11 protein-coding genes are annotated in these 13,679 nt (G+C 63.8%); 7 read left to right on the top strand and 4 right to left on the bottom strand.

The annotated features are described in order from the left end of the window. Nucleotides 1-56 precede the first annotated feature (56 nt). From pcnB to panD, 6 genes are all read left to right on the top strand, one after another. Entirely contained in the window at nucleotides 57-1,415 is a 1,359-nt protein-coding gene (gene pcnB, locus LPW29_RS09420) for a polynucleotide adenylyltransferase PcnB (protein ID WP_238627785.1), read from the top strand. After that, entirely contained in the window at nucleotides 1,412-1,903 is a 492-nt protein-coding gene (folK, locus tag LPW29_RS09415; RefSeq protein ID WP_238627784.1) for a 2-amino-4-hydroxy-6-hydroxymethyldihydropteridine diphosphokinase, read from the top strand. The genes pcnB and folK overlap by 4 nt, the downstream gene beginning before the upstream one ends. Before the next feature lie 340 nt (nucleotides 1,904-2,243). Continuing rightward, nucleotides 2,244-2,906 carry a deoxynucleoside kinase gene (locus tag LPW29_RS09410; RefSeq protein ID WP_238627783.1) on the top strand — a complete coding sequence of 221 codons (663 nt, stop codon included), beginning with the start codon at nucleotides 2,244-2,246 and terminating at the stop codon, nucleotides 2,904-2,906. Nucleotides 2,907-2,955: 49 nt separating this feature from the next. Then, entirely contained in the window at nucleotides 2,956-3,771 is an 816-nt protein-coding gene (gene panB, locus LPW29_RS09405; RefSeq protein ID WP_238627782.1) for a 3-methyl-2-oxobutanoate hydroxymethyltransferase, read from the top strand. Between the two features lie 2 nt (nucleotides 3,772-3,773). Continuing rightward, on the top strand, nucleotides 3,774-4,634 hold the full coding sequence (panC, locus tag LPW29_RS09400; RefSeq protein ID WP_238627781.1) for a pantoate--beta-alanine ligase: 861 nt from the start codon (nucleotides 3,774-3,776) through the stop codon (nucleotides 4,632-4,634). A 68-nt stretch (nucleotides 4,635-4,702) separates the two neighbouring features. Next, nucleotides 4,703-5,083 carry an aspartate 1-decarboxylase gene (panD, locus tag LPW29_RS09395; protein ID WP_090253187.1) on the top strand — a complete coding sequence of 127 codons (381 nt, stop codon included), beginning with the start codon at nucleotides 4,703-4,705 and terminating at the stop codon, nucleotides 5,081-5,083. A gap of 84 nt (nucleotides 5,084-5,167) precedes the next feature. Here the strand turns inward: panD and LPW29_RS09390 are convergent, their stop codons facing one another. The 3 genes from LPW29_RS09390 to glgA all read right to left on the bottom strand — a co-directional run bounded on the left by LPW29_RS09390 (nucleotide 5,168) and on the right by glgA (nucleotide 9,846). Further along, entirely contained in the window at nucleotides 5,168-5,365 is a 198-nt protein-coding gene (locus LPW29_RS09390; RefSeq protein WP_143050449.1) for an SAP domain-containing protein, read from the bottom strand. 192 nt (nucleotides 5,366-5,557) lie between these two features. After that, nucleotides 5,558-8,398, bottom strand: coding sequence for a phosphoenolpyruvate carboxylase (gene ppc / locus LPW29_RS09385; protein ID WP_238627780.1), 2,841 nt, complete (start codon nucleotides 8,396-8,398; stop codon nucleotides 5,558-5,560). Then, nucleotides 8,398-9,846, bottom strand: a complete 1,449-nt coding sequence (glgA, locus tag LPW29_RS09380; protein WP_238627779.1) for a glycogen synthase GlgA — start codon at nucleotides 9,844-9,846, stop codon at nucleotides 8,398-8,400. The genes ppc and glgA overlap by 1 nt, the downstream gene beginning before the upstream one ends. A gap of 375 nt (nucleotides 9,847-10,221) precedes the next feature. Between glgA and pgi the strand changes: the two genes are divergently transcribed. Then, nucleotides 10,222-11,898, top strand: a complete 1,677-nt coding sequence (pgi, locus tag LPW29_RS09375; RefSeq protein ID WP_238627778.1) for a glucose-6-phosphate isomerase — start codon at nucleotides 10,222-10,224, stop codon at nucleotides 11,896-11,898. A gap of 238 nt (nucleotides 11,899-12,136) precedes the next feature. Here the strand turns inward: pgi and LPW29_RS09370 are convergent, their stop codons facing one another. Next, the gene (locus LPW29_RS09370; RefSeq protein ID WP_238627777.1) at nucleotides 12,137-13,633 is read right to left on the bottom strand and encodes an SLC13 family permease; all 1,497 of its coding nucleotides are present in this window, start codon (nucleotides 13,631-13,633) and stop codon (nucleotides 12,137-12,139) included. Nucleotides 13,634-13,679 lie beyond the last annotated feature (46 nt).

Here is a 13,679-nt window from a genome sequence, read left to right as displayed (position 1 = left end):
CATGGCCGCCCGAAGCTGTTATCATGCATAAGTCCATAAGCATCACGATGACATGCGTGCCCGAAGAATCCCGTTTCAATCCCCCTGAACAGCGCTCCCCTCGGGTGTACGCCCGCGCCGAACACGGCATCTCCCGCGCCAATATCAGCGACAATGCCCTGAAGGTCCTCTACCGACTCAAGGACGCGGGCTTCCGCGCCTGCCTGGTGGGTGGCGGGGTACGCGACTTGCTGCTGGGGCGCGAGCCCAAGGACTTCGATGTGGCCACCGACGCCCATCCGGAGGAGGTGCGCAAGGTCTTTCGCAACTGCCGCCTGATCGGCCGTCGGTTCCGTCTGGCCCATGTGTATTTCGGGCGCGAGATCATCGAGGTGGCCACCTTCCGTGCCCCCCACGAAGACTCCACCGATGATCAGGATCTGGAGGCCGACGACGCCGGCAGCCGGCAGGCCCTGGTGGAGGATGGCCGCATCATCCGCGACAATGTCTACGGCACCATCGAGCAGGATGCCTGGCGCCGCGATTTCAGCATCAATGCCCTGTACTACGACATCAATGATTTCTCCGTGGTGGATTACACCGATGGCATGGAGGACCTCAAGAATGGCGTGCTGCGGCTGATCGGCGATCCGGAGGTGCGTTACCGGGAGGATCCGGTGCGCATGCTTCGGGCAGTCCGGTTTGCCGCCAAACTCGGGTTCCGCCTGGATCCGGCGGCCGAGGAGGGGATGGTTGAACTGGGGGATTTGCTGGAAGACGTGGCGCCGGCACGACTGTTTGACGAGGTGGTCAAGCTCTTCCATGGGGGGCATGCCCTGCAGACCTTCGAGATGCTGCGTCACTACGACCTGTTCCAGTACCTGTTCCCGCTGACGGAAGAATCGCTGGAACACGAGGAACAGGGGTTTCCCATCACCTTTGTGGCCAATGCCCTGCGCAACACAGACGATCGCATCCAGTGCGGCAAGGGCGTGAATCCTGCCTTTCTCTATGCGGTCCTTCTGTGGGAGCCGGTGCGCCACCTGGCGGAGCGGTTCATGGAGGACGGTGCCTCCGAGTTGCCCGCATTACAACGGGCCGGCGGTCAGATCCTCGCCGAGCAGGCCCAATTCATTTCCATCCCCAAGCGATTTTCCCTGCCCGTGCGGGAGATCTGGGAGATGCAGCCACGTTTCGAGATACGCCAGGGTGTCCGCCCCCTGAAACTGATCACCCATCCACGCTTTCGTGCCGGCTATGACTTCTACTGCCTGCGGGGTCGCTCCGGGGAGGCCCTTGAGGACGGCTGCGAATGGTGGACGCGCCTGCAGGAGGTGAACGAGGCCGAGCAGCGTCGGATGGTGGAGGCACAGGGCAAGTCCAAGTCCGCTCGCTCCAAGCGTCGGCGGCGACGTCGCAAACCCGCCTCCACATGAACCCGGTCATCGCCTATGTGGGCCTGGGCGCCAATCTGGATGACCCCATCGCCCATGTGAGCCGGGCCCTGGAGGAATTGTGCCAGTTGCCCGATACTCGCCAGGTGAGCCGTTCAGCGCTCTATCGCAGTGATCCCATGGGACCACCGGATCAGCCTGACTACATCAACGCCGTCTGCGCCCTGAGCACCAGGCTCTCTGCCGAGGCCCTGCTGGACGCACTGCGGGCCCTGGAGGCCCAGCACGGTCGCCTGCGGGACGGTACCCGCTGGGGCCCGCGCACCCTGGACCTGGATATCCTGCTCTACGGGGACGAGTCCATCCAGGAAGAGCACTTGAAGATCCCCCATCCCGGCATGGCCGAGCGCGCCTTTGTGCTCTATCCTCTGGCGGAGATTGCTCCGGACCTGAGTGTCCCCGGGCTCGGCGCGCTGCAAGAGTTGTTGAAACACTGTCCAGGGGATGGCCTCCAGCCTCTCTCCGGCTGAAACGAAGGGTATTCCACGAAGCCTCACAACCCTGCGAACCCTGGCGGGGTGGGGTCCCTGTCTGCGGGTGTTCGCCGCATGGATGCGGCGGTCAAGCCTACAGGGACGTATTCACGGCGTCCCGCGGACAGGGACCCCACCTCGCCAGGGTTCTGCCACGTAGCTTGAACCCGGGCACACCTGGGTATCCGGGCACTAGAATTACCGTGTGGGTCCTTCGCGGCCAGGGCCGCTCCCACGCAAGCATGTTTGGCCGCTGCGGACTGGCTTTGCCCCGCGCATGCCTAGTAAGATCCGCCTCATAGACCCTTTGTCCCCCTAACGCCCCGAACCCTCTGCCATGAACCAGACTGAATTGACGGAACCGAGCCTGATTGCGGTGGAAGGCCCCATTGGCGTGGGCAAGACCAGTCTGGCCACCCGCCTGGCCGAGGCCCTTGGAGCCGAACGGGTACTGGAATCTCCGGATCACAATCCATTTCTTGAGCGTTTTTATCAGGATCCACGTCATCAGGCCCTGGCCACGCAGTTGTTCTTCCTGACCCGGCGGCTGGATCAATGGCAGGGGCTGCGGCGCAACGCAAGCGACATGCCGGCACTGCGAGTGACCGACTTTGTGCTGGACAAGGATGACCTCTTCGCCCAGGTGACCCTGGAGGAAGAGGAATATCGCCTGTACCAACGTATCCGTCAGGGCCTTCAACGGGATGTGGTCCGCCCCGATCTGGTCATCTACCTGCAGGCACCTGTGGAAATTCTCCGCGAACGCATTGCCCAGCGGGGGCGGCCCTATGAAAAACTCATGGATAGCGTGTATCTTCAGCGCCTGAGTGATACCTATGCGAGTTTCTTCTATCATTATGCAGAGGCGCCCTTGCTGATCGTGAATGCCGGTGAGATCGATTGGGTCAATCGGGATGACGATTTCCAGCAATTGCTGGATTTCATGCGCACGGTCCGTGCCGGACGTCATTATTTCAATCCCCTGCCTTCCGCCGTCTGAATGGCGCCGGGGCGCCGCCCCTTCACAGTGTTAAACCCGCGGATAAAGCGTGAGCGTACAGACTCAGACAAAGCAACTGACCCTGCGCGACCTGCAGGGCTTGCGAGAGCAGGCCGAGCCCATCGCCAGTCTCACCGCCTATGATGCCACCCAGGCCCGTCTGCTGGACGAGGCGGGAGTGGACGTGGTTCTGGTGGGTGACTCCCTGGGGATGGTGGTGCTGGGCCACGACACCACCATTCCCGTCACGGTGGATGACATGATCTACCACACCCGGGCCGTGTCCCGAGGGCTGAATCGTGCCCTGCTGATGGCAGACATGCCGTTCATGAGTTATGCCAGCATTGATCAGGCCGTGACCACCGCAGCCAGACTCATGCAGGAAGGGGGGGCGCAGGTGGTCAAGCTGGAGGGCGATGCCCAGCAGGTGGCCGTGGTCAGCGCGCTCTCTCATCACGGGATTCCGGTGTGCGCGCACCTGGGCCTGCGGCCGCAATCAATCCACAAGTTGGGTGGGTACCGGGTGCAGGGCCGTGCCGCAAACGAGGCGGAACAGATGTTGAAGGACGCCCTGGCCCTGGAAGAAGCCGGTGCCGATATCCTGCTGCTGGAATGTGTGCCGTCCAAATTGGCCGTCGAGATTCGTTCCATGGCCCGCATCCCCGTGATCGGGATTGGTGCCGGTGTGGATTGCGACGGTCAGATCCTGGTGCTGCACGATGTGCTGGGTATGACCGCCCGCGCCCCCCGGTTCTCCCACAACTTCCTGGTGGGTCACAACAGCATCCAGGATGCGCTGGCCGCCTACGTGTGGTCCGTCAAGCGTCGCGAATTTCCCGCCCCGGAACACGCCTTTTCCTCCTGATCATGGATACCATACATCGGGTGACATCACTGCGTGATGTGCGCGCTGGCTGGCGCGACGCTCACGATTCCGTGGCACTGGTGCCGACCATGGGTAATCTGCACGAGGGCCATCTGGCCCTGGTGCGCCAGGCCCGCCTTCAGGCGGATCGGGTGGTGGTGAGCATTTTCGTCAATCCCCTGCAATTTGATCGGCCGGAGGATCTGGCAGCCTACCCGCGTACCCTGGCGGAGGATTGTGAACTGCTGGCCCGGGAAGGCGTGGATCTGGTCTTTGCACCGGGGGATGACGAACTCTATCGCCGCCCCCGAAGCGATATCACCCGGGTGGAGGTGCCCGGCCTGTCGGACCTGCTGGAAGGCGCCCACCGGCCCGGGCATTTTGCTGGGGTGGCCACGGTGGTATGCAAGCTCTTCAACCTGGTGCAGCCGGACCTGGCCATCTTTGGAGAAAAGGATTTTCAGCAACTCATGCTCATCCGTCGCATGGTGGATGATCTGGATCTCCCGGTCGAGGTGCTCAGCGGTGCAACGGTGCGCGAGCCCGATGGCCTGGCCTTGAGTTCCCGCAATGCCTACCTGGACAGGCCCCAGCGGGAGAGAGCCCCGGGGTTGTACCAGACCCTCTCCGAGGTGGGGCGGCAGGTGGCTGAAGGGGCAAGGGATTACCTCCGTCTGGAGGATGAAGCGATGAAAGGGCTTGAAATACGAGGCTTTGAGCCTGATTATGTTGCAGTGCGGCGAAGCGCCGACCTGCTGCCCCCTGGGCCGCAGGATTCTCAACTGGTGGTTCTGGCCGCAGCCTGGCTTGGCCGGGCCCGCCTGATCGACAACCTGATGATGGACGTGCCGACCGGAGACTGAACACCCGGCATCACGTGGGCCCCGGGGGATGACCAGGGGGGCCGAAGACCTGGAGGATGTGTTTACCCATGTTTCTGACCCTGCTCAAATGCAAGCTTCACCGCGCCGCGGTCACCCATGCCGAACTGGACTATGAAGGTTCCTGTGCCATTGACTCGGATCTGCTGGAGATGTCCGGTATCCGCCCCTATGAACAGATCCAGATCTACAATGTGACCAATGGTGAGCGCTTCACCACCTACGCCATCCGCGCCGAGGCGGGTAGCCGGGTGATCTCCGTGAACGGCGCCGCAGCCCACAAGGCCAGCCCCGGCGATCGGGTGATCATCTGTGCCTATGCGCAGATGAGCGAGGAGCAGGTGGAGTTGTTCAAGCCGACGCTGATCTACCTGAATGAGTCCAACCAGGTAACAGGCACGGGCGACGAGATCGCCACCCAGGCGGCTTGAGATGCTTCTCCCTTCTCCCCTCTGGGGAGAAGGGCCGGGGATGAGGGGCCGCGGCGGGCACGATTCCCAGATTCTCGGTGCGGCTCAGCGACGCCGCGACCGCCTCAGGCAGTCCTCGTGCCAGTGGCATTCCACCTCCTTGCAGAACCCCTCCTCGGCAGTCGCAAAGCAGGGCACGTTACCCTCATTGACCTGTATCGTCCGGATCAGATCCTGCTTGCACAGCGAACCCGGTGTAACCCCTTTGTTTTGGGCAATGTAGCGAACAGTGGCAAGGTTCATGGGTCGGACATCCTCAATGACGGTGAGCCTGCCTCGCCGGAATGTCATCCTGTCCTCAGGGTGCGCCCCATCGGGGCGGGTGGCATGGGCGAGAGTCTTGATTGCCACGCCTAAGTATGGCTGTTTCTCCCGCCGGTGCCAGTTTTTTACCTCCTAACTGTCTATCAGTTATCGGTTTTTTCTGTCCGCTGGTCAACCGGTATTGCGCATGCCCGCGGCAATGGCATTGATGGAGCGCAGCAGCGGCGATATCCAGGGATCCTCCGCCTTCTCGCCTTGGGCGTGCAGTGCCCGATATCGGCGCAGCAGGATGATCTGAATATGGTTCAACGGATCCAGATAGGGGTCGCGGCGGGTCAGTGATAGGGCCAGCCTGGGGTTTTCCTCCAACAAAGAGCCAGCGCCCGAGACTGCCAGCACCTGAGCCACCGTGCGCTGGTACTCGTCCCGGATCACCCGGTAGATCCGCTGAGCCTGATCCTGGCACAGCTCCGCGTATTCCTCGGCAATGCCCATGTCGGCCTTGGACAAGGACATCTGGCAGTTGGACAGCAGGGAATGAAAGAAGGGCCATTCCCGGTACATGGACTGCAGTTGAGCCAGCCGTTCGGGATCACCGTTATGCCAGGTCTCCAGGGCCGTGCCGATCCCGTACCAGGCGGGGACCGTGTGCCGGGACTGGGCCCAGCCGAACACCCAGGGGATGGCCCGGATGGAGCTTTTGGAACGCTCCGCCTTGCGCCGATGCGAGGGACGCGAGCCGATATTCATGAGGCCGATCTCCTCCACGGGGGTGGCCTCGTAGAAATAGTCCAGCAGGCCGGGGGTGTGGTCAGTGAGATCCCGATAGGCCTGCTCACCACGCTGTGCCAGAGCGTCCATCACGCCGAGGAAATCCGGATTGTCCCGGCCACCCTGGCCAATCAGGCCCCGGCTGGCCTTGATCAGGCCGGTGGCGCCAATGCTCAGTTCGTAAACGGCGGTTTCCACGTTGCTGTACTTGTAGGACAGCACCTCCCCCTGTTCGGTGAACTTGATCTGGCCCTGCACGGTACCGGGGGGCTGGGCCATGATGGATTCGTGGGTGGGGCCACCCCCCCGGCCGATGGTGCCACCCCGGCCATGGAACAGACGGCATTCCACGCCATGGGCCTGGGTGATGTCGATGATCTTCCGCTGGGCATCGTAGAGGTTCCAGGCAGAGGCCAGGATACCGCCGTCCTTGCACGAGTCGGAGTAGCCCAGCATGACCTCCTGGCGATTGCCGGAGGCCTTGAGCAGGCGCGCATAGACCGAATCGCCCAGCAGGGAAGTCAGCACTGACTCCACGTGATGCAGATCCTCGATGGTCTCGAACAGGGGCGAGACCCGCACATGACAGACATCGGCTGCGGAGGCCTCTCCGGGGCCCAGCCGAGCCAGATCTGCCAGGCGGGCCAGCAACATCACCTCCATGACATGGGAGGCGGCGTGAGTCATGGAAATCACATAGGTGCCGATACCATCGCCGCCCACCTCATCGCGCAGTCTGGTCATGGTGTGGAAGACGTCCAGGGTCTGACGTGCTTCCGCCGACAGGGCCTGTGGGTCACAGGTGAAATCCTCCCGGGTCAGCAGGCGCCCCAGCAGCGCCAGGCGCTCGGACTCATCCTGGCTGTCGTAATCGGCAACCTCTCCGGTGCTGGCGAGGATCTCGGTCACCGCTGCTGTGTGCACCAGCGACTCCTGGCGAATGTCCAGGTGATGCAGGTGGAACCCGAAGGTCTCCACCAGCCGGATCAGGTCGGTCAGGTCAGCACTGGCGATATTGCCGTCCCCATGGCTTTCCAGTGAGTCGCGGATCACATAGAGATCCCGCAGCAGATCCTCCGGGCCATGGTAGGCGGATTGGCCCGGCAACACGGCGGCCTCACCCTCGAGGCGGCGGCGTACAGTGTTCAGGGTTTCGGAGAGCCGGTGGCGGATGAAGTACAGCTTGCGACGGTAGGGCTCGGTCTTCATCTCATTGAGCCCCTCCCGGAAAACCACCGAGGCAATGTTGTCATCCTCGGCCAGGCTGTCCATCAGGGCCTGGGTGGGTTGGCACATGAGGGAGGAGTGAGTCAGCACGAAGCGCAGGTCGTGCACCCGCCTGAGATACTCCGATAGCACCTGTTCCATGGCCAGGCGGCATGCCTTCTCGGTGACCGCCGGGGTCACGTAAGGGTTGCCGTCCCGATCACCGCCGATCCAGGAACCAAAACGCAGCAGGCTGGGGATACGCACCGTGGGTTGGCCTGCCTCGTCCGTGCCATAGGTACGGCGGATGGCCTTCTCCAGCAGCCGGTAGGTGAGGGGCACGGCGGTGAACAGGCTCTCCACATAGTAGAACAGCCCATACTTGATCTCGTCGAGGACCTCGGGCTTGGTCACCCGTACCTCGTTGGTGCGCCACAGCACCTGAATCTGGGTTTCCAGATGACGAATCACCTCGCGTCGCTCCTCGCGACCGATGCGCCCCCTGTTGAGGGGCTCGGCAGCCAGGAAGATGCGGCGCTGGGCCTCCATGATGGTGCGTCGTCGCGCCTCGGTGGGATGGGCGGTGAATACGGGCATGTACTTCACCTGCTCCAGCAGGGACTGCAATCGCTCGGGGCTGACCTCGGCCGCCTTGAATTCCCGCACCGTATGGTCAAAGGAACCCAGCCACAGGGGGCCGCCCCGCGTGACCTGGCGCCGACGCTCCCGGTAAAGAAAATCCTCTTCCGCCAGGTTGGCGAGACTGAAGTAGATGCTGAAGGCCCGGATGATGGTCTCCAGACGGTCTGGGTCCAACTCGTCAATCAGCTGCATCAGGCGCGCGCGCTTCGCCGGATCTTCCTGCTGGCGCAGGGCGACGAAGCCGCGCCGCAGGGTTTCCACGGCACGGAAGACCTCCGGGCCTTCCAGACGTCGGATGATGTTGCCCAGCAGCTTGCCGAAGAGTTTCACGCGAGCCCTCAGGGGTTTGTCCCCAGGGCTGCCGTTCTGTACGCGATCTGGCGGTAGGGTCATCAGCGGGTCAACTCCCGGTAGAGTTCCTGATAGGCCTGGGCACTGCGGTCCCAACTGAATTCCTGGGTCATGCCCCGGTGCATGAGTTCACTCCACAGGGCCTGGTCCTGGTACAGGGAGAGCCCCCGGCCAATGGCCTCGCTCAGGGCTTCGATGGTGGGTGCCTCGAAGACGAGGCCGGTGGCCGTGCCCTCAGCCAGGGTCTGGGCATGGGTATCCACCACCGTGTCCGCCAGCCCACCGGTGCGGCGCACCAGGGGCAGGGTGCCGTAGCGCAGGCTGTACATCTGATTGAGGCCGCAGGGCTCGAAGCGCGAGGGCATGAGGAAGATGTCCCCGCCGGCCTCCAGTTGGTGGGCCAGGCCCTCGTCGTAACCGATCTGCAGGCCCATGCGTCCGGGGTGGCGTGAGGCCATGGCCCGGGCGCGGGCCTCCAGGTTCCTGTCACCACTGCCCAGGATGGCCAGCTGAATCTGGCCAGCGGCCAGCAGTGGCTCGCAGGCTGCCAGGATGAGGTCCACGCCCTTCTGGGCCACCATGCGGCCCACATGGACCAGCAGGGGCCGATCCGGCAGCACCTCCAGACCCAGGCGCTCCTGTAGCCGCTGTTTGCAGATGGCTTTGCCCGCTGGGTTGTCCACGTGGTAACGGGCCGGTAGCAGTTTGTCCTTGCTCGGGTCCCAGTGGCGATAGTCGGCACCGTTGATGATGCCCGTCAGATCGTGGGCCCGGGCGTTCAGCAGGCCGTCGAGGCCGTTGCCGAACTGCGCCGTCTGGATTTCTCGCGCGTAGGTGGGGCTCACGGTGGTGAGATGGTCGGCGAAGACCAGACCGCCTTTGATGAACGAGAGCTGGCCATGGTATTCCAGCCCGTGAAGATCCCAGAATTCCGGCGGCAGTATCAGGTCCTCCATGGCATGACGCGGGAACAACCCCTGGTAGGAGAGGTTGTGGATGGTGAACACCGTTGCCGGCCGGTTGGGATGCTGGCTGAGCAGGGCGGGTGCCAGGCCCGTCTGCCAGTCGTTGCAGTGCAGGATCTGCGGTGCCCAATCCAGACCTGCCTGGTTCATGGCCAGCTTCACCAGGGCCCGGGCAAACACCCCGAACCGCAGGTGGTTGTCCTGCCAGTCACGACCGTCCGAGGCCCGGTAGGGGTCGCCGGCCCGGTCGAAGTGCAGAGGGGAGTCCACCAGGTAGAGCTTGACCCGGGTCTTGGGTAGCACCCCTTCCAGGATGCGCACCGGGGCATCGCAGCCGGGCACCTGGAATTCGGCCACGGGGCTGATCTTGCCGGCCGCCGCGATCGCCGAGGGATAGGCGGGCAATATCAGCCGCACATCGTGCCGCAGTCGTTTGAGGGCCGGCGGCAGGCTGCCGCATACGTCTGCCAACCCACCGGTCTTGATCAGCGGGTGGGCCTCGCTGGAAGCGAAGAGGATGCGCATGGTGATGTCTGCCCCGTCCCTTGGTGCGTGACGCGGGCATGGCTCCCTGATGGTGGTTGATGTTGCCTCCCATCATAAAGAAATAACCATGGGGGGGTGAACCGTTGACGTGGATGGTGCCCCCCACCCTCACCCCAACCCCTCTCCCGCCAGCGGGAGGGGGTCTCAAATGCCACCTTCAAGTGAGAGCCCTCCAGCGGGAGGGGGCTCAAATGTCCCGTTCGAGTGAGAGCTTGAGCTCCCTTCTCCCCTTGGGGGAGAAGGGCTGGGGATGAGGGGGGAGGCGCGCCACGGCCGCCGGGCAGTTTTGCCGCTGTCCCGGGTCTCTTGTATCTTGTCCACGATGCTCTGCTCTCAATCCATCCCGGGATACCCATGACCACGCACTCCCCCAACAAGACCCAGGCTTGGCAAGCCCTGGAGAGCCATTTCGAGGCGATCCGCGACGTGCACATGCGCACGCTGTTCGAGCGTGATCCGCAGCGCTTTCAGCGCTTCACGGTGCAGTTCGAGGACATGCTGCTGGACTACTCCAAGAACCGGGTCAACGAGGAGACGATGGATCTGCTCATGGGGCTGGCCCGCACAGCGCGCGTCCCCCAGTGGCGGGAGGCCATGTTCGCGGGCGAGGCCATCAACGCCACCGAGGGCCGCGCGGTGCTGCACACCGCCCTGCGCAACCGCAGCGACCGGCCGATGACGGTGGACGGTGAGGACGTCATGCCCGGGGTGCGGGCGGTGCTGGCCCGGATGCGGGAGTTCACGGAGCAGGTGCGCTCCGGGGCCTGGATGGGGCATACCGGCCAGCCCATCCGCCATGTGGTCAATATCGGCATCGGGGGCTCGGATCTGGGGCCGTTGATGGTCTGCGAGGCCCTGCGCCCTTATGGACACGAGCGCCTGACGATGCATTTCGTCTCCAACGTGGACGGCACTCACCTGGCCGAGACCCTGGCACAATTGGACCCGCAGACCACCCTGTTCGTCGTCGCCTCCAAGACCTTCACTACCCAGGAGACCCTCACCAATGCCCATAGCGCCCGGGCCTGGCTCCTGGAGCATCTGGTGGATGAGTCGGCCATCGCCCGGCATTTTGTGGCGGTGTCCACCAACGAACCCCAGGTGCGTGACTTTGGCATCGATCCGCGGAACATGTTCGTGTTCTGGGACTGGGTAGGGGGGCGCTATTCCCTGTGGTCGGCCATCGGTCTGCCCATTGCGCTCTATCTGGGCATGGATCGCTTCGAAGAGCTGCTGGAGGGCGCCCAAGCCATGGACGAGCACTTTCGCACCGCGCCGCTGGAGCGAAACCTGCCGGTGATCATGGCGCTGCTGGGTGTGTGGTATGTGAATTTCTTCGGCGCCCACACCCAGGCTATCCTGCCCTACGACCAGTATCTGCACCGTTTCCCCGCCTATCTGCAGCAGGGGGACATGGAGAGCAACGGCAAGTCGGTGGATCGCCAGGGTCGCCGCGTGTCCTGGCACACGGGGCCGGTGATCTGGGGGGAGCCGGGAACCAATGGCCAGCACGCCTTCTACCAGTTGATCCATCAGGGGACGCGGCTGGTGCCCTGTGATTTCATCGCCCCCTGCCGGTCACACAACCCGCTGGGCGAGCATCACGCCATCCTCATGTCCAACTTCTTTGCCCAGACCGAGGCCCTGATGTGTGGGCGCACCCTGGAGGAGGTGAGCGCGGAGATGCGCGCCGCGGGCATGGAGGAGGAGCGCATCATGGAACTGGCACCGCACCGGGTCTTCGAGGGCAATCGGCCCAGCAATTCCCTGTTGTTCGAGCGCCTGACACCACGCACCCTGGGTTCGCTCATTGCCCTGTACGAGCACCGAATCTTCGTGCAGGGGGTCATCTGGAACGTGAATTCCTTCGACCAGTGGGGCGTGGAACTGGGCAAGCAACTGGCCCGCACGGTGCTGCGGGAGTTGCGTGACCCGGATCCGGTGGAAGGGCATGATGCCTCCACCAATGGCCTGATCAACTACTACAAACGCTGCAGTGGCGAACCTGGGGGCTTCAAAGGAGACAACTGACTCCGTAGGGGCGTTCGCAAACGGCCCGCGCGGTGTGCCTGAGGTCAACGAGCTTGAAACGCTGCAGCGGCGAGACTCCGGGCTTCCAAGGAGACAACTGATTCTGTAGGGGCCGTTCGCGAACGGCCCGCGCAGTGTGCCCGAGGTCAACGAGCTTGTGGCGGGGGTGATGATGTTGGCTGCCCCCGCCGGGCGCTTCTCGAAGCGCCCCTACGAAAAAAATAGGTAAAACAATAGTCTATGCTCCGCCCCCCAGCAGGGGCATGGCCAGCCCGAAGACCGCCAGGGTGACCAGCACGATCGAAATCAGGCTCAAACGCCACCCCGCGTTCACCATGTCCGGCACGGTGATGCGTTCACTACTGAAGACAATGGCGTTGGGCGGCGTGGCCACCGGCAGCATGAAGGCGCAGGAGGCCGCCAGGGCCACGGGGATGGCCAGCAGCAGCGGGTCATGACCCAGGGAGACCGCCAGGGTGGCGGCCAGGGGCAGCACCGTGGCTGCCGTGGCCGTGTTGCTGGTGACATGGCTGAGCAGCATGGCGCTCAGGGCCACGACACCCACCAGGGTCCAGGTAGGCCAGTTGCTGAGTTGGCTCAAGGCCGTGGCCACATGGTCCGAGAGGCCGCTGGTGCCGATGGCTGTGCCCAGGCTCAGGCCCCCACCCACCAGGACCAGCACGCCCCAGGGGAGTTGACGGGTGGATTCCCAGTCCAGCAAAAACTGGTGGCGCTTGAAATTGGCCGGGATCAGGAACAGGGCCAGGGCGCCGGCAATGGCGATGCCGGCATCAGTGATGGCCATGCCGGGGAAGGCCTTCTCCAGCAGGGGACGACAGATCCAGGCCAGGGCAACGCCCAGAAAGACCAGGGCGACCCGCTTTTCCGGCGTGGTCATGGCACCCAGTTGCGAGCGCTGTTGCTGCAGCAGGGTTTCAATGCCCTCGACCGGCCGTGGCGAGACCGGGAAGGCCCAGCGGCACAGTACCCACCAGGTGATGATCAGCAGGGTGATGGCCAGGGGCAGGCCCACCATCATCCACTGCACGAAGCCGATGTTCACGTCGTAGTTTTCGGTCATGTAGGCCGCCAGCAGGGCGTTGGGCGGCGTGCCGATAAGGGTGGCCATGCCGCCGATGTTGGCGCCAAAGGCGATCCCCAGGAGCAGGGCCAGGCCCACGTTGCGGATCTGTTCGCTCTCGACGCCCTTGTCCTCCAGCAGCACCAGCACGGAGATGCCGATGGGCAGCATCAGGGCCGCCGTGGCGGTGTTGCTCACCCACATGCTCAGCCCGGCGGTGGCGGCGATGAAGCCGGCCACCAGGTGATCCAGGCGCTTGCCCGCCAGGCCCAGGATCAACAGGGCAATGCGCCGGTGCAGGTTCCAGCGCTGTATGGCCAGGGCGATCATGAAGCCGCCCAGAAACAGGAAGAACATGGGATTGGCGTAGGGCGCCGCTGCGTCGGAGATGGTGCTGGCACCCAGCAGGGGCAGCAGGGTCACCGGGAGCAGCGCGGTGGCTGGTATGGGGATGGCCTCACTGACCCACCAGATGGCCATCAACGCCGTCAGCGACGCCACGGCCCAGGTCTCGGGTGCCATATCGCCGGGCGGGCCCAGCAGCAGCATGGTGGCAAAGATGATCGGGCCCAGTGCCAGGCCCAGCCTTGGACGCCACAGGGATGGCTGCGGCTTGGGTGGCGCGGGCGCAGTGGTGTCCTGGGATTCGCTCATGGTGATGTATCCGTTCGTGTGTCAGTCGGTTGGATTGTAGACCGGG

Origin of the sequence: Ectothiorhodospira sp. 9100 (assembly GCF_022227565.1) — a bacterium.
Taxonomy (GTDB): Bacteria; Pseudomonadota; Gammaproteobacteria; order Ectothiorhodospirales; family Ectothiorhodospiraceae; genus Ectothiorhodospira; species Ectothiorhodospira marina.
The sequence above is the reverse complement of the archived record's forward strand: the minus strand, read 5'-3'. Positions and strand labels throughout refer to the sequence as shown.